The 19,867-nt window shown below is 68.8% G+C and carries 16 protein-coding genes and 2 pseudogenes; 8 read left to right on the top strand and 10 right to left on the bottom strand.

Translation table 11 applies throughout. From position 1 onward, the window contains the following. The first annotated feature begins 635 nt into the window (after window positions 1-635). Window positions 636-905: a hypothetical protein gene (locus tag ACTWO6_RS10225; RefSeq protein ID WP_446219390.1), complete on the top strand. Its 270-nt coding sequence runs from the start codon at window positions 636-638 to the stop codon at window positions 903-905. A 135-nt stretch (window positions 906-1,040) separates the two neighbouring features. Beyond that, window positions 1,041-1,934: an IS5 family transposase gene (locus tag ACTWO6_RS10220; protein WP_446218210.1), complete on the top strand. Its 894-nt coding sequence runs from the start codon at window positions 1,041-1,043 to the stop codon at window positions 1,932-1,934. A 190-nt stretch (window positions 1,935-2,124) separates the two neighbouring features. Here the strand turns inward: ACTWO6_RS10220 and ACTWO6_RS10215 are convergent, their stop codons facing one another. Beyond that, on the bottom strand, window positions 2,125-2,811 hold the full coding sequence (locus ACTWO6_RS10215) for a hypothetical protein (RefSeq protein WP_446219389.1): 687 nt from the start codon (window positions 2,809-2,811) through the stop codon (window positions 2,125-2,127). Between the two features lie 228 nt (window positions 2,812-3,039). Then, window positions 3,040-3,552 (bottom strand): tetratricopeptide repeat protein, encoded by a 513-nt coding sequence (locus ACTWO6_RS10210; RefSeq protein WP_446219388.1) that lies wholly within the window; start codon window positions 3,550-3,552, stop codon window positions 3,040-3,042. Between the two features lie 23 nt (window positions 3,553-3,575). Between ACTWO6_RS10210 and ACTWO6_RS10205 the strand changes: the two genes are divergently transcribed. Further along, window positions 3,576-4,670, top strand: a complete 1,095-nt coding sequence (locus ACTWO6_RS10205) for a DUF5937 family protein (RefSeq protein ID WP_446219387.1) — start codon at window positions 3,576-3,578, stop codon at window positions 4,668-4,670. Window positions 4,671-4,858: 188 nt separating this feature from the next. Here the strand turns inward: ACTWO6_RS10205 and ACTWO6_RS10200 are convergent, their stop codons facing one another. After that, a complete protein-coding gene (locus ACTWO6_RS10200) occupies window positions 4,859-5,596 on the bottom strand; it encodes a hypothetical protein (protein WP_446219386.1) in 738 nt (245 codons plus the stop codon). 144 nt (window positions 5,597-5,740) lie between these two features. Further along, window positions 5,741-6,388, bottom strand: coding sequence for a hypothetical protein (locus ACTWO6_RS10195; protein ID WP_446219385.1), 648 nt, complete (start codon window positions 6,386-6,388; stop codon window positions 5,741-5,743). A gap of 578 nt (window positions 6,389-6,966) precedes the next feature. On the opposite strand from ACTWO6_RS10195, the gene ACTWO6_RS10190 reads away from it, so the two are divergent. The 4 genes from ACTWO6_RS10190 to ACTWO6_RS10175 all read left to right on the top strand — a co-directional run bounded on the left by ACTWO6_RS10190 (window position 6,967) and on the right by ACTWO6_RS10175 (window position 13,411). Further along, entirely contained in the window at window positions 6,967-8,196 is a 1,230-nt protein-coding gene (locus tag ACTWO6_RS10190; RefSeq protein ID WP_446219384.1) for an IS110 family transposase, read from the top strand. Between the two features lie 612 nt (window positions 8,197-8,808). Continuing rightward, complete coding sequence (locus tag ACTWO6_RS10185) at window positions 8,809-10,743, top strand: glycosyltransferase (protein WP_446219383.1); 1,935 nt, start codon at window positions 8,809-8,811, stop codon at window positions 10,741-10,743. Continuing rightward, window positions 10,740-12,356: a glycosyltransferase family 39 protein gene (locus ACTWO6_RS10180; protein WP_446219382.1), complete on the top strand. Its 1,617-nt coding sequence runs from the start codon at window positions 10,740-10,742 to the stop codon at window positions 12,354-12,356. The genes ACTWO6_RS10185 and ACTWO6_RS10180 overlap by 4 nt, the downstream gene beginning before the upstream one ends. After that, a complete protein-coding gene (locus ACTWO6_RS10175) occupies window positions 12,353-13,411 on the top strand; it encodes a glycoside hydrolase family 6 protein (protein ID WP_446219381.1) in 1,059 nt (352 codons plus the stop codon). The genes ACTWO6_RS10180 and ACTWO6_RS10175 overlap by 4 nt, the downstream gene beginning before the upstream one ends. A 133-nt stretch (window positions 13,412-13,544) precedes the next feature. On the opposite strand, the gene ACTWO6_RS10170 is transcribed toward ACTWO6_RS10175, so the two are convergent. The 4 genes and pseudogenes from ACTWO6_RS10170 to ACTWO6_RS10155 all read right to left on the bottom strand — a co-directional run bounded on the left by ACTWO6_RS10170 (window position 13,545) and on the right by ACTWO6_RS10155 (window position 16,597). Further along, window positions 13,545-13,853: a hypothetical protein gene (locus ACTWO6_RS10170; protein WP_446220617.1), complete on the bottom strand. Its 309-nt coding sequence runs from the start codon at window positions 13,851-13,853 to the stop codon at window positions 13,545-13,547. Further along, window positions 13,850-14,209 (bottom strand): annotated as a pseudogene (locus ACTWO6_RS10165) (hypothetical protein); the annotation flags it as partial. The gene ACTWO6_RS10170 and the pseudogene ACTWO6_RS10165, both read right to left, overlap by 4 nt. Window positions 14,210-14,364: 155 nt before the next feature. Next, window positions 14,365-15,578, bottom strand: a pseudogene (locus ACTWO6_RS10160) (helix-turn-helix domain-containing protein). Between the two features lie 347 nt (window positions 15,579-15,925). Continuing rightward, complete coding sequence (locus ACTWO6_RS10155) at window positions 15,926-16,597, bottom strand: hypothetical protein (RefSeq protein WP_446219380.1); 672 nt, start codon at window positions 16,595-16,597, stop codon at window positions 15,926-15,928. Window positions 16,598-17,019: 422 nt separating this feature from the next. On the opposite strand from ACTWO6_RS10155, the gene ACTWO6_RS10150 reads away from it, so the two are divergent. Beyond that, window positions 17,020-17,760: an IS5 family transposase gene (locus ACTWO6_RS10150; RefSeq protein ID WP_446217774.1), complete on the top strand. Its 741-nt coding sequence runs from the start codon at window positions 17,020-17,022 to the stop codon at window positions 17,758-17,760. A 161-nt stretch (window positions 17,761-17,921) separates the two neighbouring features. Here the strand turns inward: ACTWO6_RS10150 and ACTWO6_RS10145 are convergent, their stop codons facing one another. Both ACTWO6_RS10145 and ACTWO6_RS10140 read right to left on the bottom strand, forming a co-directional pair. Beyond that, the gene (locus ACTWO6_RS10145; RefSeq protein ID WP_446219379.1) at window positions 17,922-18,356 is read right to left on the bottom strand and encodes a hypothetical protein; all 435 of its coding nucleotides are present in this window, start codon (window positions 18,354-18,356) and stop codon (window positions 17,922-17,924) included. A 1,043-nt stretch (window positions 18,357-19,399) separates the two neighbouring features. Then, window positions 19,400-19,780, bottom strand: coding sequence for a hypothetical protein (locus ACTWO6_RS10140; protein ID WP_446219378.1), 381 nt, complete (start codon window positions 19,778-19,780; stop codon window positions 19,400-19,402). Between the last annotated feature and the right edge of the window lie 87 nt (window positions 19,781-19,867).

Raw genomic sequence — 19,867 nt, 5'->3', positions numbered from 1 at the left:
AGATCCGCGCCGAGGGTGAACGACTCATCGTCCGCGCCGAAGGCGGTGAGTTTCCATTCGACGGCACCTGGTGCGACTTCCGGCCAGATCCAGCGTGGTCGGCAACCCTCTGCCCTACTGGTGGGACACGCCCAGCCATGGCGTCATCGTCCCCGACCTCGCTGCCACTTCCGGGGGCGAAGAGGCACGTCGGCACGGGTGCAGCCAGGCCACGAACTGGCCGCCGCAAACCGCGCTTGCTGCTCTCGACCCACACACAAAGACAGCCGGGCCCTGACTGGCCCGACTGCCTTTTAACGCTGCCCTGCCTCCTACACCTCTACGCCGCCAGCCCAAGCAGCTCGCCAGCGCGAGCGTTGAAGCGCTGAACTTCCGGCACCTTCGGGTAGGGCTTCATCCGCCGTTGCAGGTCGGGACGGTCTCAATAGCACGGGGCGAGTTGACTGATGCCGAGAGCTCGACAACCCGCGTTGCGCGAGACGCCGCGGCCTCTACGTCGGAGCGGTCGAGGTCGGCCACCGCCAGCGCTGCCTCGCTCAGCGCACCGCGGCGCGCCCTCCCCGCCGCCGTGCGCCGGCGGCGGATTCCGTGGCGAACCGTTCGATCTCTGCCGGCTGCTTGAGGTCACGGAAGCAGTGGGCAGCCTCGCCGAGCAGGTACGGAGTGTCAATGAACTTGGCCCACGCAGGTTCATCGTCGTGCTGGACTCGGGCGAACACCTGCTCAGCTCGTGCAACGGACGCAGCGGCGGCGGGGGCATCACCGAGGGCTGCGAGGGCACGCGCCTCAAGGATGTGCAGGTCTGCGAGGCATGCCACGGACTCACCTTCGGCAAGCCCTCGGCGGCCAGCTCGTGCCAGGATCAGTGCCTCGCGGGGATGCCCCAGCAGGTTCGCCTGGGCTGACATGCCCGCTAGGCCGTGTTTCATAGGTTGACTGGGTGGGGCAGGTTACGGCCGCTGGTGTGTCGGTGATCGATAAACAGCGAGGTCTCCGGTAGATGGTTCATCGACCAAGACGACCATCAGCACGGAGACCTCGTGACCACCATAGCGGTGACGAGGCGGTTCGACCTGACTGACGGGCAGTGGGCGGCGCTGGAGCCGCTGCTGCCGAAGGGCAGGAAGCCAGGACGACCGCCGAAGTGGAGTAAACGGCAGCTCATCGACGGGATCCGGTGGCGGGTGCGGGTGGGCTCACCCTGGCGGGACGTGCCGGAATGCTACGGGCCCTGGCAGACGGTCTACGGACTGTTCCGCCGCTGGCAGCGTGCGGGAGTCTGGCAGCGGATCGTCACCGGGCTGCAGACCCGTGCCGACGCTGCCGGTCTGATCACCTGGGACGTCAGTGTCGATTCCACGATCAGTCGGGCGCATCAGCACGCCGCTGGTGCCCGCACCCAACCTGAGCTGCAGAAGGAACCACCAGGCGGGGTCGAAGACGAGCCGGCTGATCATGCCCTGGGTCGCTCGCGGGGTGGCTGGACCACCAAGCTGCACCTGGCCTGCGAGCAGGGCCGCAAACCCCTCGCGATGCTGCTGACCGCCGGCCACCGCGGCGACAGCCCCCAGTTCACCCGGGTCCTGGCCCGCATCCGGGTCCCCCGGCCGGACGGTGGCCGACCCCGCACCCGACCCGACCGGGTCCTCGCAGACAAGGCGTACAGCTCCCGCGCCAATCGGGCGGAGCTACGCCGGCGCGGCATCCCGGCCACGATCCCCATCAAGATCGACCAGGCCGCCAGCCGGCGCAAGAAGGGGTCCAAGGGCGGCCGACCGCCGACCTTCGACCCCCACATCTACCAGCAGCGCCACGCGGTCGAGTGCGGCATCAACCAGCTCAAACGCCACCGCGCCGTAGCCACCCGGTACGACAAACTCGCCGTGCGCTACCAGGCCACACTCCACGTCGTCGCGATCAACGAGTGGCTCTGACCCGAGCTATGAAACACGGCCTAGGACGTGAGCGCCGAGAGCGGTGCTGTTCGACGCCTGGGCGAGCCTCACCACCGACCCACACCGCCACCGCAGGCCGGCCACCCATCACCAGGTTGACCAACGTCCCCGGGCAGTACAGCTAGCGCGTGCGGCTGGGGTCCCCCGCGCGGGATTGTCCGGGTGCCGGTCAGCAGGCTTCGGTTGCCGCGCAGAGCCGGGCTGCGACCCGGTCGCCCAGCGCGCGAAGCGCCTCCTCGGTCCACCGTTGGTCGCTCAGCCAGACGTACGCCAGGAGGTCACCCTGCCGCACCAGCAGATGGAAATCCACGTTGGAGAGCATGCCATTGCGCTCGATACGCTGCCGCACCGCGAGGGAGTCGGCGCCGGCGAAGCCGCTGCCCAGCACGGTCCAGGTCGTCGCGACGGTCACCCCGGGGTCGGCTGCTTCCTCGTATCGGGCACACGCCGTCAGCCTCCGTTGCGCGTACTCCATCGCGGCGGCTGCGCCGTCGCCGGCGTACCTCAGCACTTGGAGGGCGTCGTAATGGCCGCGCGGGGCGCGGAAGGTGCGGGCCGACCCGGCCACGACCTGGCCCTCCGCGGTGCCGGCCGGCGGCCGCCAGCTCGGGCAGGCGGAGACGAACCGCACGGCTCCCGGATCGGCCGGCCCGTCCGAGTCAACCGCATAGCCCGGACCGAAGTCCGCCGGCGTCAGCAGGGCGGCCGCCACCGCCGTCAGGAGCGACGCCGTCGCGGCTGGGGGCGGAGTCGGTGTGGCCGACGGTGCCGAACTGGTCGGGGCGCCGGCGATCGGTGATGCGCCATCATCGCCGCAGGCGGTCAGGATCATCAACAAGGTGACCGCGGCGAGCATCCGAAGGTTCTCCCTCATGGCAGCACCGTAAGGACCAGCGTCAACGCCAACCGCCGGCTGGCTACGCCAGCGCTAGGACCGACGTCGACACCGCAACCGCCGCTCACGGCCGACAGCCCACCAGACACCGCCCACCCACAGCACCCCGTCAGACGCCAAGCCGTCCGCAACGCACTACTTTGCCGAGATGAGGATGTGTACGCTCAGTCAGCTGCCGCATCCGTGCCGCTACGCCGGGTCCCCCTCGGCGAGCAGCCGGGCATAATTGCCCATCGACCGCTGGTAACGCGCCAGGTGCGGGGCGAGTGCGCCCAGCGCCAGCGCGACGGCCTCCCGCTCGCGTCCGACGTCGACCAGCGCCAGAGCCAGGAACCCCGCGACCGCGTCGTCGAGCTCGTCGCTGCCGGCGTCCCGTTCGGCCGTCAGGAGCGCCACGCTCTCCCCGGCGCGACCGAGGTTGCGCAGTGAGCTGGACATCTGGATGATCGTCCGTCGCCGCCGCAGCCCGGTGAGCCCAGCCTGCAGTGCCTGCCGGTAGAGCGGGACAGCCAGATCGGAGTGCCCGGTCGAGTCCCACGCGCAGGCGCGCTCGAACAGGCCGACCGCGCTGTCGGCGGGTAGTTCAGCGGCGAGCTCGCCTATCCGACTGACGAAGTCGTCCTCGGCGAAGCTGTCCATCGTCGCCCACGCCTCGGCGACCCGCCGCTCCCAGTCGGCGCTGATCTCGCTCTGGCTGGTCACGTCATGCATGGTGATCTCCCTCGTTGCGGGCGGCCGGTCGGCTCGCGCTCGCCCATCCTGGGAAGTCGCTAGACTCGACACCACTGATTCGGTCACAACCGAATCTCTCAGACCTCTGCGGGGAGGAGCCAGCCATCACGGCAACCCTCCGATTCAGCACCGCCGACCTGCTGCGCTGCCGCTTCGCAATCTCGCCGGCCTTCGAGACGCTGTCGGCGATCCGGCTCACCCTGCCGGCGGAGTCCCCCGGGCAGCACCGGCGCTGGCTGGACGCGGTCGCCGGCCAGGTCGCCGGAATCGACCTGCGGCCGATCACCCTGCTGCAGCCCCGACGCGGCTACACCCCGGACTTCCTGGCCCCGCCCCCAGCCGGGCCGCTCGCAACCTTCGAGGACGATCTGGCCCGGATCGCTGACACCCCGCCCAGCCAGGTCGCCGCCGAGATCGCCCGATCCCTGCACGACACTCCGGGTGCGGCCGACAGCGAGATCGGCCGATACCTGCTCGGCGATCCCGTCGGGGTCCTCGCGACGCTGACCGGCCTGATCCGTACCGCGTGGCACCAGCTCGTCGAACCCAGGTGGCCCCGCGTGCGTGCCCTGCTCGACGCCGACGTGGGCTTTCAGACCAGGCGGCTCGCGGAGGGTGGTCTCGACCGGCTCTTCGCGGAACTGCATCCCACCCTGCGCTGGCACGACAACACCCTCATCCGCGAGTACGGCGACGACGACCACCGCGACCTCGCCGGTGCGGGACTCGTCCTGATGCCCAGCGCGTTCAAGTGGGACCAGGTGGTCGTCGTGATGGACGAGCCGTGGCAGCCCACCGTGATCTATCCCGCCCGCGGATCCGGCACGCTCTGGCAGCAGCTCAGCGGCACGCCCGACGCCGCATTGCGTCGCCTGATCGGGCGGACCCGGGCCGCGCTACTGATCGGGCTGACCGAACCCGCGACGACGACCACGCTCGCCCACCGGCACGCTCTCGCCCCGGCCACCGTCTCGGAACACCTGACGGTGCTGCGCGACGCCGGGTTCATCATCGGCGAACGCCACCGGCACGAGATCCGCTACCGGCGTTCGGCGCTGGGCACCGCCGCGGTCGACCGGCAGTCTTGAGCACCCACATCTGCCGCTGGTCGCGCGTTGGAGGCTCCGGTGGTGGCGCACATCCGAAACTGCCGGTGTGAATGCGTCGAGGCAGCCGATGGCTGGCTCCGACAGGCAGACTTGATCTTCCCTTGGATCGCAGTAGTTGAGCGACGGTTATACCGTTCGATGGCCGTTATGGGCTGGTCAGGGTGGTGTCACCAGGTGTCGGGGTGGTCGAGGTCGCGGGCCGGCTGGTACCCGCTGAGGACCGCCAGGCCTTCCGACTCGGTGTAGCCGTTCCCCCAACCCTTGAGGAACGCCTCGATGACGCATGGCTTGACGAACATCTCCAGTACGTCGCTGCCCTGCCTGCGTGCCCCGTAGGGCCCTGCGGCAAGTTCGCCGGTCCTGGCTTCGTAGCCCGGCACGGGTTGCGCCCGAACCGTCAGCCAGCGACCGGATTCGTCACCTATTACGAGTGAGCCCTCAGCGAAGGAGCCACGCTCCGACCGGCCGAGCGTGACCGAGCATTCGAGCAGCCGCCCGCCGGGCGGCAGCGACTGCAGGCGGAACGGCACGACGCAGCGGTGGGCGCCGTCGAACCGGACACGACTCGCCGTGTCTGTCGCCTCGTCGCGGGTGGTCGCGTAAATGTCGAGCTGGGCCCAGAGCCCGTTGACGGGTTGCCAACGAACGAACCACAGGTTCACGTCACCGGACGGATCGAACCAGGCGACCCCCGGGCGGCCTCCGACTCGCACGTCGGTCGGTGGCTGCGGTCGTCCCGCCGACGATAACGTCTGCTGCAGCGCGTCCAGCGTCGCGACGCTGCGCGCCAGCACGAACCGAGCCTGACCGGTTGGGCCCCGGAACTCAACGCTCTCGGCGCCGCGACCGGCGCCCCAGGTCGCGGATTCGGCACCGCCGACCAAGGTGTCGGTCGTGAAGTGCACCACACCAGGATCAACCACCGCCGCCCCCACAGCGGCGCCGCGGACCTACCACCAGCCGCCTTCGAAGCCCTCTACCATCCCAACCAACCACGGCTGACCCAGCCAGAAACCCAACCCATCTAGCCGCTACCAAACCGGGGCGGTTCAGTCACTCACCCCGCCTGCGACGAGCGTCCGCCGCCGGCGCCGGACCGCGACGACCACCGCTAACACGGTGCCGACCAGCACGCCGAGGGATGCCAGGACGGAGGCGGCCAGCACCGCCAGTGCCTTCGAACGTGGGTTGTGGAACCGGGGAGGATCACCGATTGAGAGGGACGGTGTGCCGTCCGCAGCCGAGGCCGTGCAGGTCACCGTGTACGTTCCGGCCGGCTGGGCATGCACCATCATCACGCCGCGCCAGCGCTCGCCGTTCGCGTTCAAGGTGACATCGTCGGGACGCATCGAGACCGTGGTCCACCCGAGTTCCTGGGTGTCCGCCGGGGAGGGGGCGCAGCCAACGCCGGGGAAGTTCTGGGGGCCTCTGTCCTTGGCCCACACCATCTTCCCGGCCTCGGGCACGTGCACGGTGACCGGCTGGCCGGGCGTGATGCGCTGTCCGAGGTCACCCCCGGCGGGAACCAGGAACAGCACCGCGGGGGCGGCCAGCACACTACCGACGGCGATCAGCGCCGCGACCAGGTACGAGGTGCGGCGGGGCCGTAGCGGGTTGGCAGCGACGGCCGCCGCAGCAGGATCCATGGAGGCATGCTCACCTGTTGCCGATGGCCGCGCCAGTACCTGTTCGGCCACTTGACCGAGTCACGTTGTCGTTCCAAACGTCCACAATGGGTAGCCGTGCTGGTTGATCAATGAGCACGGAGCGTTCAGATTGCGGCTGCCGGCGTGCGATTGGAGGCCAGTGTTGAACCCTGCATCGGGCACGGATCGGGCATGAGCCCCGGACCTGCCTGGCAACAACTTCATCTGATGGTCCGGCCCAGCAACGGCCCGCGAGGTCGTCGACGGACTCCTCGATTACAAGTTCTAGGCGCCTCGTCCGGTGCGGTCCGCCCGCGTCCGCGACCTTGGGCGACTGTCCGCGCTTGGCAGCCTGCGGCCGTCCTCGTGCCAACCGGTTGCTAATGAGAGTTGCCGGGTCAGTTACGGCAGACTCGGGTCCGGTAGCCGCTGGCGGGTGAGCACTCCCCGTTGCAGGACGCGTGGCAGTCCTATTGACAGATCGTGCCCCTGCCGGTGGTCGGGAGACGGAATCGCTGATGGGATGTCGTGCCCGCCGCAGGTGCGTGAGCACTTGATCATTAGCTTGCGGAAGGTCTCCCGGAGGCTGCCAGACAGCTCGCGCGACTGTGGACCTGCGGGAGGACGACGTGTTGTTCGTGGGAGACGACTGGGCCGAGGACCACCACGATGTCGAGATACAGGACGAGGCGGGCCGACGGCTGGGCAAGGCCAAACTTGAGGAAGGGATCGCCGGCATCGCCCGCCTGCACGCGCTGATCGGCCAGCAGTTGGGCGAGGACGGCGACCCGGTCCAGGTGGTGGTCGGCATCGAAACCGACCGGGGCCCGTGGGTGCAGGCGCTGATCGCGGCCGGCTATCAGGTGTATGCAATCAACCCGCTGCAGGTGGCCCGGTATCGGGAACGGCACGGTGTCTCAGGTGCGAAAAGCGACGCTGGTGACGCCCACGCCCTGGCCGACATGGTGCGTACCGACCGGCATCAGCTCCGCCCGGTCGCCGGCGACAGCGCTGCAGCCGAGGCGGTCAAGGTCGTGGCCCGGGCGCACCAGACGTTGATCTGGGAACGCACCCGTCACACGTTGCGGCTGCGGCAGACGCTGCGGGAGTTCTTCCCCGCCGCCCTGGTCGCGTTCGACGACCTCGCCGCCGCCGACGCCCTGCAGCTACTGGGCAAGGCTCCCGACCCGGCGTCGGCGGCCCGGCTGACCACTGCGCAGATCACCGCCGCGCTGAAACGGGCCCGCCGCCGTGATGTGGCGGCCAAGGCCGAGAAGGTGCAAGCAGCCTTACGCACCCAGCAGCTGGGCCAGCCGCCGCTCGTGACCGCCGCTTACGCAGCCACCGTCCGCGCCCAGGTAGCGATCCTGACCACGCTGCACACCCAGATCAAGGCAATGGAAGAGCAGGTCGAGGCGCATTTTGGGCAGCACCCGGACGCTGAGACCTACCTCAGCCAGCCCGGCCTGGGCCGAATCCTCGGCGCCCGGGTGCTAGCCGAATTCGGCGACGACACCACCCGCTACGCCGACGCCAAAGCCCGCCGCAACTACGCCGGAACCAGCCCCATCACCCGCCAGTCCGGCAAGAAGAAGATCGTGCTGGCCCGCTACGTGCACAACGACCGACTCATCGACGCCATCGGCCGGCAGGCCTTCGCCGCCCTCAAAGCCTCCCCCGGCGCCCGCGCCTACTACGACCAGCAACGCCACCGCGGCCTCGGCCACCACGCCGCACTACGCCAACTCGGCAACCGCCTCGTCGGCATCCTCCACGGCTGCCTCAAAACCGGCACCCACTACGACGAGAACACCGCCTGGCAACACCGCGAACAGCACCACCAAGACGCCGCTGCTTGACCGCAGCGCTCATGGGATGTCTGTCAACGGAGCCACGCGGCCCAGCAGAGGACCACGACGCCGATCACAGATTAGTTCTGACTTCCTCCTGCGCACGCAGGCTCCGTCCAGCGGCTGACCGCTTAGGTGTGAATGTCGATCTCGCCTGCCGCCGCGCTTCAACCGGTGTCATCTGATGTCGTCGCGTGTGCCCCGGCCACCGTCCGAGGTCGCCCAAGGATGGATGACACCAGGCCTCTTGCTGACTTCTTGCTGACGCAGCGGGTCCGGCCTCGGCCACGGCGGGTGATGTCACGTACACGTTGCACGTCCCGCCGGGCCCTGCCGCTGCGCGTGGTCCCGCTGCGGGTCCGGCTGGACGACCGGGCCCAACGGCGCACCCGCCGTTGTGGCCTCCGCCACCGCGATGGTTGAAGTTGCTGACCTGGGGTAACAGACCGCGTGGGTCCGATCAGGACAAGGCATTCCTGATCGGATCGCTGGTTGCCAGGGTTGTCCGACCGTCCACTGGCGCCTCGGCGGGACCGCCCCGCCGTTTGCGGCAGCGTCGCCGCGACAAGCCCCTCTGGGGCTACGCCGTGTGACCGCGTTCGGCAGGGTTGGAAGGACAGCATGCGTCCCGTCATCGCAGTGTTCCGTCAACGCGAGCCGTGGCTCTTCCTCACCATCGGTGCCGGCGTGGCGGTCGCCGGTCATGCCCTGCTGGCGCTGCTGATCGGGTACGAGACACCTCCCGCGCTCGCCAACGCCGTGCAGATCGTGTTGACTCTCCAGCTCAGCTTCGTGGCGCACGACCGACTCACCTGGCGCCGCCACATCGTCGGCCGGACCGCGGGTCGCTCCCGCAGGTGGCGGCGGTTCCAGGCGGCCCGGGGCGCCAGCGCCGTGCTCAGTCTCGTCGCCTTCCCGTTCCTCGCTCCGGTCCTCGGCACCGGGCTGGCCTACTGGGGGCTGCTCGCCGCCGGGACCGTCGTCAGCTTCTGCTCCGACCGGCTCTGGTCGTTCTCCCACAAGGCAGGTACCACCATGGTCGAACCGAAACCCAGTCCGCGGTCCCGCGGAGCGTACCGCCAGCTGCCCGTGGCCCTGCGCATCACCTCGGTGGCCGGGTGGCTGGCGGTGCTGGTCGCCCTGGCCGCCGTCTTCCTCAACGTTTTCCTGGTCGTCATCTCACTGTTCATGCTGGTCGTCGCGGTGATCACGCTGACGTTCCAGCTGTACAAGTGGTGGTTGCCCGAGCACAACGACCCAGACCGCTACGGCGACCCGGACGACCCGCGGCTGCCCGGCGTGATCCTGGTGCCGATGCGGCACGAGGAGGCCGTCGCCGGGCACACCCTGGAGCGACTGGCCAATCTGGATCATCCCGACTACGTGGTGGTGCCGATCATCGACCATCCGGACGACCCTGGCACTGCGGCGATCGCGCACGCCAAGGCCGCGCAGTACCCGGGACGGGTACTGGTCGCGCCGTACCCGGAGGACACCGACGTTCACAACAAGCCGATCGGGCTCAACGCCGCCGTCCGCGAGCTCAACCGACTCGGCGTGCGATACGAGTGGATTGGCGTCGCCGACGCCGAGGACCTGTTCCACCCGGGGCTGCTGCGCATGGTCGACTACCGGTTCCGGAAGACCGGTGCGGGTATCGTGCAGTGCGGCGTGCAGCTGATGAACTTCAGTGTCGACCCGCGAACCCTGCCGTTGCCCACCGGCCTGCAGCCCCGCGTGCGGCGCTGGCTGCAGGCGAACACCTCCGGCTGGTGGCGGGCGGCGAACGTGCTGGAGTACTACAAGTGGTTCCAGTCCCGGTTGAAGCTCCAGGCGGCAACCAAGGTGATGCCGCTCGGCGGCAACACCGTCTTCTTCCGTCGGGAGTTCCTGGAAACGCTGCGCGCCCGGTACGGGGCGTACTGGGACGAGGACTGCCTCACCGAGGACTGCAAGATCGGCATGGTCGCGTCGGTGCTCGGCTACGACGTGGACGTCGTCTACATCGACGAGATGGTGACCCGGGAGGAGACCCCGGACACGCTGCGCGGCCTGGTCCGCCAGCGGGTGCGCTGGATGCAGGGCTTCATCCAGGTGTTCATCGAGTGGGAGTGGCTTGCCCTGCCCCGGCTGTGGCAGAAGGTGCTCGCCGTCTACGTGCTCGGCTTCCAGTTCTTTCAGGCGTTCTCCATGGTCTTCGCGCCGGTGGCGCTGGCCCTGGCGCTGGCGCACAAAGCGCCGGTCGTGGTGGCTCTGCTGGCCAGCATCCCGCTGGGGATCAGCCTGCTCACCATCGCGCTCGACGTGTTGATGTTGCACCAGTTCGGTCGCACCTTCAGACAGAAGGTCCGGTTCCGGGACCACCTCGGCGTGATCGTCGGCGGCTACCCGTACCAGGTGGTGCTCTCGGTGGCCGCGGTCTGGGCGCTGCTGCGGCATCTGATGGGGCGTACCAACTGGGTCAAGACCGCGCACAGCGGCGCGCACCTCGGCGCGGCGCCCATGGCCGAGGACGGTAGGCACCCGGCCCGGACACCGGTGGGGGTGGGCTCATGACCAGAACCATCGAGACAACCTCGTCGTCGCTGGATCTGCGCGAGGCCGTGCCGCTACGCCGCCGGCTCCTGATCAGCGCCCAGGTGTGGGGGAACCGGCACGCCACCAGCATCGCCGCGCTGGTACCGCTGCTCGCCCTGGTCGGGGCCGTGCACGCGATCGGCATGTCGACCTTCCCGGGATACGTCGACGACCCCGGCACCTACCTGTCGCAGGCGTGGTCGCTGCGGTACGAGGGCGAGCTGTCGCCGTACTCGTACTTTTACGACCACGCGCCGGGCGGCTGGATCCAGATCGCCGGCTGGGCGGCACTGACCGACGGCTTCGACCGGTACGACTCGGCGATCGCCTTCGGCAACGAGTGCATGCTGATCGCCAAGGTGATCGGCGCCGGACTGCTCTACGTGCTCGGTCGGCGGCTCGGCTTCGGTCGGGTAGCCGCATCGGTGGCCGTGCTGCTCTTCGGCCTCTCCCCGCTGGCGGTGGTCTACGGCCGGTGGACGTTCCTCGACAACCTGGTCACCCCGTGGCTGCTGCTGGCGTTCGTGCTGGCGTACTCGCCGCGACGCAGCATCGCCGCCGGCATCGGGGCGGCGCTGGCCTTCGCCATGGCCGCGCTGGCCAAGGAGACCACCCTGCTGCTGCTGCCGGCGTTCGGCTGGGCGCTGCTGCAGAACCTGGACCGGCGCAACCGGGCACAGGTGCTGGTCACCTCGGCTTTCGCCGGGGTGTTGCTGATGGCGATGTATCCGCTGTTCGCCCTCTTCAAGGGCGAGCTGTTCGAGGGGCCGGGGCACAACAGCCTGCTCGGCACCGCCAGGTGGCAGCTCGCCGACCGGGCCGCCAGTGGCTCTGTGCTCGAGCGCGGCAGCGCCACCTACCAGCAGCTGCAGAACTGGCTGCAGTACGACCACTGGCTGCTCCTGTTGGGTCTGGCCGCGATCCCGGTCGCGCTGCTGGTCCGCCGGCTGCGCCCGGCCGCCCTGGCCCTGGCCATCGGCTGGTTGGTGCTGGTCCGTGGCGGCTACGTGCCGTTCATGCACGTGATCAACCTGCTGCCGTGGAGCGCGCTGCTCATCGCCGGCGCGGGCAGCGCCCTCGCCGGCACCTCCGGCCTGGTGCCGACGGGTTGGCTGCGCCAGCGCGCGGGGCAGGGCTTCGGGTACGGATTCCGAATCACCACGGCGGCCCTGCTGCTGATCGGCCTGGCCGGCGTGGCGACCGTCTCCTGGACGCCGGAACTGCGGCGGATGATGACGGTGTCCGAGGAGCAGCCGCTGCGCTCGGCCACGAAGTGGGTGGGCCGCAACGTGCCCCGGGACAAGACCGTGGTGGTGCACGACTCCATCTGGACCGACCTGGTCCAGTACTACGACTTCGACCCGAAGCCGGTCATCGTCTACAAGCTCGACACCGACCCGGCCGTGCAGCGCAGCGTCAAGCGGGTCGACTACCTGGTCCTGCCCGACTGGTACTACCGCACCGCCGACGCCGAGGAGAAGTACCCGACCCTGATGGAGGCCCGCAAGCACGCCGTACCGGTGGCCAGCTTCGGCACCGGCGACGATCGGGTGCAGGTGTACCGGGTCAGCGAACACTGGGAGCTGCCGTGACCGTCCGTCGACCGCTGCCCGGCCCCCACCGAACCGGCGCGTTGGCCGCCGTGCTGGCCCTCGCCGCCGGCCTCGGCGCCGGCTGCGCCCGCCAGCCCGACACCGAGCTGCGCCCGGATCCGCCGGCGGTGACGTACGCCCCGCCTAAGCATCCGTTCCGCGACGCCACGCTGTACATTGACCGGGACACCGCGGCCGCCCGGTGGCAGGCCGCGAACGCGGCCGACTGGCTGAAGCCGATCACCGAGCGGCCGCAGGCGCGGTGGCTCAACGGGCCCATCGACGTGGCCAAGGTTCCGGACTTGGCATCCCGGGCCCGGGAGCGGCACCAGCTGCCGGTGTTCGTCGCCTACTACATCCCGAACCGGGGCTGCGCCAACTTCAAAGAGGGCGCCCCGGACGCCAGGGCGTACCAGGCGTACATCGGCAAGCTGGTCGCGGCGCTGGGGCGTACCCGGTCGGTGATCGTGATGGAGCCGGACGGCATCGTGGCCGATTGCTTCAGCGCCGAGCGGGGGGAGCTAATCGCCAACGCCACGAAGCGACTGGCCGCCGCCGGGCACGCCGTCTACCTCGACGCCGGCCACTCCCGGTGGCGTCCGAGCGGCGAGGTCGCCGAGCGGCTGTTGCGGGCCGGAATCCAGTACGCCGAAGGCTTCGCGGTCAACGTCTCAAACCGACAGACCACCGAGGACAGCTACCGCTGGGGCGTAGAGCTTTCCGACCTCGTCGGCGGACGCGAGTTCGTCATCGACACCTCCCGCAACGGCGCCGGGCCGCCACCGGACGACCCGAAACGGGACGACGAGTGGTGCAACCCAAAGCAGCAGGCGCTGGGCGAACCACCCCGACCGGTCACCGACCGGCCGGGACTGGCGGCGCTGCTATGGATCAAAGGCCCTGGGGAGTCGGACGGGAAATGCGGCAGTGAACGGACGTACCTGTTCACGCCCACCCAGGCCCGGTCGCTGATCGTCAACGCCGGCTGGGTGTCTGCCAGGGAGCGGGCCGACGCGAAGGTGGCCCGGCCGGCGCCGGTGGTCGACGTCGGTTGAGCGACTCACGTGCCGGCCACGGTGGCGGCGTGCCCGCGCGGCGCGCGGGGATGGTGGGCGATACTGGGATCGAACCAGTGACCTCTTCGGTGTGAACTCTCGGCGAGCCGGTCGGGTCGGGCCTGATGCGAGGTCAGATGGCCTGGTGACGCTCGTCTTGGTTCCGTTCAGCGGCCATGGTTGCTGTACTTCGTTGCTGTACTGCTGGCGTCGATCGGTCAGCCTCCCGGGCCCAGCCGAGGAAGCGGTGGTGCAACGCGCCGGCCGGCATGCAGGGCATGTCTTCGGCGGCCTGGACGAGGTAGGAGCCGAGGTAGAGGGCCAACGACACGGGGGCGTCTGCGTACTCCGCCCGCAGCTCCCGCTTCCGGGTCGGGCAGGGCCAGGGCAGGTCGCAGCCGCCGCAGCTCCAGATCGGCATGACTGGGCCGTGGGTGGTCACCGCACACCGCCGAGAAACCAGGCGGTGATCGTTCGGGCCTGCCGGCTGGTCGCCCAGTTCACCTGCCAGCACGGGTACGGAGCCAGCCGCGACCACCATGCGCGGCAACCAGCGCACAAGCCGTCGAGTCCTCGGACGTGCACCGAGAGGATTGTCTGCTCCAGACGGTCGTTCACTGCTCCCCCTCCCCGGGCCAGTGGCCGCGGTTGATCGGGATCCGGTGCCGGGCATGACACGGCAGGTCGGCTCCGCAGCGGCAGACCCGCCGCCATCGCCTCCAGCACCAGACCGGGCGATGCCGCCGCGCGAGGGTCATGGCGACGGCGAGCAGGTACTCCTCGTACGAGACGCGCCGCACCGGATCTCCCTCGTCATTCACGGGGGCACGCTGTTTCGCCCCCGAGTTGAGAGGAACGCGGCGACCAGGCCAAACCGCACCGCCCGCCGCATTCCGTGAGGAGGAACGTACGCAGCGTGGTAGAGCTGAATGGGTAAGGTTCGTACCCGCTGATCAGGCGACGAGGCCGACCTTCAGCGCGAGGTCATGCACATCGCCTCGCAAAGAGCGCGGTCCGTCCAGTAGATCGAGAGTGATCTGCCTGGCGTAGCCGTTGAAGCGGATCGTCTCCGGCGCGGACTCGTACGCCTGACGAAGAGTCACCACAGTGGCATCGTTGTCGCCCTTGCCGTAGTGACCGCGGGCCACCTCGATCAGGTGCCGGGCACGGCGCGGTTTCGATGGGATCGCCGCCGGGTCAAGGCGATTCGCCTGCCGCACCGCCTCACCGGACTTCTGAAGCTCGACGGCGACGGTAACGGCGTGGGCGCCCATGATGACCCGCGAGAACGAAGTCTGCGGCTGGTAGAAGTTCTCCGGCAGTCGCTGCGCCACCCGGTCCGCACGGTCCCAGTACCGCCAGGCGCGACCCTCCTCACCGGCCCGAGCGGCGGTATAGGCAGCTTCAAAGTTCAGGGCGCCCCAGAGAGCGAGCAGGTTCGGGTTCGCGTCGGTCGTTCGGGGTTTGAGCGCCGAGACCACGTCGAGCGTCACCGCCATACCGGTGTCCCAGTCCCCGGCGTCCCGGTGAACCTGGCACAGGAACCATCCCGCGCAGGCCAACGCCTCCGGATCTCCCGACTCCTGCGCCGCCACCATCGCGCGGTCAGCTACGCGCCACAGCAACTCGGCGGCAGGCTGGTAAGCAAGGAACATCTGGGCCAGGCCGAGCACTTCGGCAAGCAGCGCCTGAGCCTGACGACGCTCGTCACCCTCATACGTCAGCGCGGCACGCTGAGCGTCCCGGACCAAATCCGGTAGCAGAGCGCCGAGCACCGTTCGATGGTCTGACGCCTGATGACGGGCGCGCCAGGCTGCGGCGAGCCGGCCCTTGATCTGCTGTAGCGGTTGCGGTGACATGTCGTCGGACAACGCGAAGCGGTTGACGGCGTCGCGTACCGAGGCGAGTGCTGGATGCTCGGGCCCGTTGACGACCTCAGATCGATCGCTCAACTCCCCGATCAAGGCGGACACGTCGACCTTGAGGGCGCGCGGGCGATCCGATCGAGCATGTGGACACGCGGCGGCAGGATGCGATCGCTCTCCACGGCCTTGACCCACTCGGCGCTACGGCCTACCAGCCCCCCGAGCACAGCGCGGGTCTTGCCCGAGCGCTCACGGTAGACCTTGAGTCGCTGCCCAAACGTCAGCCCCGGCATGGGATCCATCCCGAACCTCCTCGTAGCGCGGGATGCGTCGCCGGCCTGTCGACCGCCGTCGTGCCCCACGGTACCCACGGGCTCCCCACCGGGTAACCCTTCGCGTCGCCGACAGGCCGGCTTATCAACTCGTCGACCGTCTCGCGCTGACCCCCGTCGGGGGGATGCGGTCTCAAGCTGTCGGCTGCTGCCATCTGGTGCGGACCCGGGTCGATGCGCAGGTGTCGGACCTCATCGGTTGACGTTCCGGACCGACCCGCATCAAGGCTTGCGCTGCCTCCTTGCTGCCTCGGCCCTCCGGCAACCTCTTCGTCCCGAACTCTTGGCGGTGGCTTCTGGTACGGCTGCGTCCGAGGTCAAGCGGCTTGTACAGGTCGGGAGTGGGGCGCCGCCGTGCTCCGTGCCTGCGTGCGGGCGCGAACGTTGCCAAGAGCAAGAAAGCAGAAGATCAGCGCGCTCTGGAGGGCAGCAATCACCAGCGCTTCCCCGAACGCGTGCATCGGCACGTTGTACGCCCGACCGTAGGCCAAGCCCACCGGGTACAACGACAAACCCACAGCACGGCTGGCAATCGCCACGATGGCCAGCCACACAAGGCCCCGTCTGGCCGGGACCAGCCGCACAGACCACCTACCCAGGTTGTAAACGACGAGCATCGCCACCGGAAGACCAATGATCATTTCCATCCGGTCATCGAATAGCTGCTCCTCGCTGTCGGTCGCCTGAACCGGCTCGAATCCCGAGACCACGCCCGCGACGACCCCCACCGTCAGGTAGATCGTCACGGTCAGCAGCACCGCGCGGAGGAGCACCTTGGGAACACCACCACCACTCACCGGGTCATCGTGGTGGTCGAGGCTTCGAGCGGTCCTCATCACCATCACCACACCGACGACGGCTACAGCTGTTTGGGTGAGCTTCTTAGCGGTGTCGGTGTTCCAGCCGAGCCCCATGAGCCCGAGGTAGCTCAAAGGAAGCAGCGCCAGTAGTAGGAACGCGACAGGCTTGCTCGATCGGCTGGAAGCCACACGTCCGTCCTTGGATCAATCGCGCCGCGCGCGTCACGACGGCTGGTCGCGTCATGATAGGCGGTCCCCTCGCCTCCGCCCAGGATCCGCCGGAGAAGGTGCCCCAGCAGCAGCTCATGGACCTGGCGATCAGATTCTCTTAGAGCCTGGTAAATAAGGGGGTTCGGGCGGTCGCCGGTCCTGGCGAAGATCGACAATCGTGACGGCGCCGGCGTGGCGGCGTGACATGGGGAAGGGCCTTCGGTACGAGCAAAGGCGACTAAACCAGCACGACCGAAGGCCCAACCCTGTCTGTATACCTTGTCGCCGGCGTCGCCGCATCCGCCACCCCGGCTATCGTTGACGATCACCTGCCCACCGCCCGGCCACGGCACTATCCGTCCGACACCTCGGATGCCGAATGGCAGGTCCTGGCTCCGCACGTGCCGGCCGGGACCGGGCGCGGCCGGCCAATCACGTACCCCCGCCGCGACGTCGTGGACGCGATCCGCTACCTCAACCGGACCGGCTGCCAATGGGACGCGCTGCCTGCCGACTTCCCGCACCACAAGCTCGTCTACCACTACTTCAAGACCTGGACCCGCGACGGCACCTTGAACCGCATGCACAACAGCCTGCGTGAACAGGTCCGCGAGCACGTCGAGGGGCGTCACCGACAGCCGTCGGCCGCGCTGGTCGACTCCCAGTCGGTACGGGGCGCGGAGACCGTCGGCCGGCCCAGCCGCGGCTACGACGCCGGCAAGAAGATGAACGGCCGGAAACGCCACATCGCCGTCGACACCTGCGGACTGCTCCTCGTCGTCCTGGTCACCGGCGCGAACGTGCAGGACCGCGACGCCGCCAAACCGCTGCTGTGGGCACTACGCGCATGCTTCCCCACCATCCGCCTGACCTGGGCCGACAGCGGCTACGCCGGCAAACTCGTCGACTGGGCCGCCACTCACCTCGCCCTGACCGTGCGCATCGTGGCCAAGCTCGCCGGGCAGACCACCTTCGTCGTGCTGCACCGCAGATGGGCGGTCGAGCGCACATTCTCCTGGATCAACCGGTGCCGACGCACCGTCCGCGACTACGAACGGCTACCCGACCACCACGCCGCGATGGTCCAATGGGCCATGATCATCGTCATGACCCGCCGCCTCGCCCGCCACCAAAACACCTGAAACCCTTATTTACCAGGCTCTTAAGCCTGCTCTACCCGCGTCCGGTAGCCGCGACTCAGGCGTCACCGGCACGAAACCGCTGACGAGTCCCCCACCAGGGACATGCTGACATGGGTCAGGACGGCCAGCACCAGCACGCGACGTGCCAGCTTCGAACGAGCTCAACTGGTGGTTGCATGTTCCTCGTGGTCGGGTTCGGCGCGGTGGTTTGCTGTGCCTGTCTGCTGCATCTGCTGATCGGCCGCTGGCTCCTCCAAGGTCCCCTGCCGCTCCTCACCGGTGTCGAAGAACGCCGTCAGGTACGCGTCCGGAGGAAGCTGGCTGTCTCTCATCAGCGAGTAGACCTCGGCACCGTGGCCGAGCTCATCAAACATGCGGTATGCCTGCGCGAAGCCGAGGTAGCTGCAGTCAACCTCGTTCGCGTACTCGGCGGCTTCAGCCTCGGCCAGGGCGACGGCCGCGTCGAAGCTCACTGCCCGCCACACCGTGATGCGTTCCTCATACACGAGCGGCGCATCGCTGCCATATTGGAAAACGCACCGCACCGAGAACCACCCCCGGTTGACGGTCTCGTCGGCGTCCTGCGCGTCGGTCACCGGCCCATCCTGCCGCACGGCGTCCCCGGCGACAGTTCACATGCGATCGCGGGCGTCCGTAGTTGTGCGCCCCGGTTGTCACCCACTTCGTCACCCAGCCTCGACGACCACCTGCGCATTACGAGTCGGTTTGCAGGGTGCTGGTGGGCCGTCTGCTCCTCGTGCCCGACGTTGTGTCCAGGTCCGCGATCGTCCGCTCTCGTTCGCCGGTTTGGCTGCTCGCTTGGCTGCTCGGCAGGATCCTTGATTATCCCCACTCGTAAGCTCAGCCCTCGGCCGTCCTGGGGTTGCCGACCCAGCGGATTGTCTGCTTGGCGGTCGTACGCCACGATGACGTCGTGCTGGTGCAGTGGAGGAACGAGTCCGGTCAACTGCGCGTGTGGCGGGTGGGCCGCCGCCGTCTCGCCTGGCGTCCCCGGTTTCCCCAGCACGCGCTTCAAGGCGGGGACGGGGGACCGTTCGAGATCATCGCGCTAGCCATCCTCCTGGTTCTGACTATTGGCTACATGCTCAACTGGCTTGCAGCGCTGCTTGTCACCGCGGTGCTATGGCCCTACCGAGCGGTGTCCGGCCACTGGCCGGTCGTGGCCTACCCGCTTCCATCCCACCTTGGGGAGGATGACCAAAGCAGCGACCATCCACATCAGCGACGGACAAGCGACCGCCTAGCGGCACTGGCGCTGACTCACCAGTGGGCTAGGGACATCGAACAGCTCGGCCGCCCTCAGGAGCCGCGCGACGAAGAGGGTCCTTCCGGGCTCGGGAGGTGATCCGCCACTGTCCAGCTTGACCCCTCCCCGTCCAGCCCCGTGCTGTCGACAGCAACCCCTCAGTTCACCAACTACAGGTAACCCGCAGCCACCCCCGCCGGTCGTCCGGCCGATCACCCGCTGTGACCTGAGCAGACGTCGTCGCCAATGGTCGTGGTTAGTCATCACTGCCTGACGCCCGACGGCCTGGCGACGGCCTGGCCGCCTCCCCACCTTGCTGCCCTGGTTCCCTAATCAACCCGCGCCGCACAGCGACTACCTGGCGGCCGACGGTCACGACCAGGGTGGGTCCCCCAGCAGTTCACGGCAGGCCATCATCACCTTCTGCTGGGCGTCGCCGATCCGGGCCTCGGCCTGTGTCATGTCCGCCTTGCCGTGGCTGCCTACGTCCAGCTCGCCAGCCTTCTGCGCAGCCTCCAGCAGTTCGCGGCCGCCGGCGCTGACTTTGGGGTCGGTCGCGCCGCTGGCCTGCCTCCCGGCGGTGAGATTCAGGGCGAAGAAGACGTTATTTCTCTCGACCACATACGCCACGGCGGTACAGCCGCGGCGGGTGGCGTCGTCCGGGGTGGGTCGGCTGGCGGCGGGCTTGTCGTCGGTGCAGGCACCGAGGAGCAGGGCGACGGCCAGCATGCTCGCCGTGAGGGGACGGTTCACGGGGGGCATGGTAGACCGGCGATCATGCACCGGGATAGCCGGTCGTCGTCGGCTCTGGTTCGGGCGGGCCGGTTGCTGTACTTCGCT

This window comes from Micromonospora sp. IBHARD004, assembly GCF_052814115.1.
This window is presented reverse-complemented; position numbering and strand designations above follow the sequence as displayed.

Coding starts and splice junctions, on each gene's coding strand:
- ACTWO6_RS10180 (WP_446219382.1), top strand. CDS start 10,740: ATGACCAGAACCATCGAGACAACCTCGTCGTCGCTGGATCTGCGCGAG.
- ACTWO6_RS10215 (WP_446219389.1), bottom strand. CDS start 2,811: ATGCTCGCCGCGGTCACCTTGTTGATGATCCTGACCGCCTGCGGCGAT.
- ACTWO6_RS10185 (WP_446219383.1), top strand. CDS start 8,809: ATGCGTCCCGTCATCGCAGTGTTCCGTCAACGCGAGCCGTGGCTCTTC.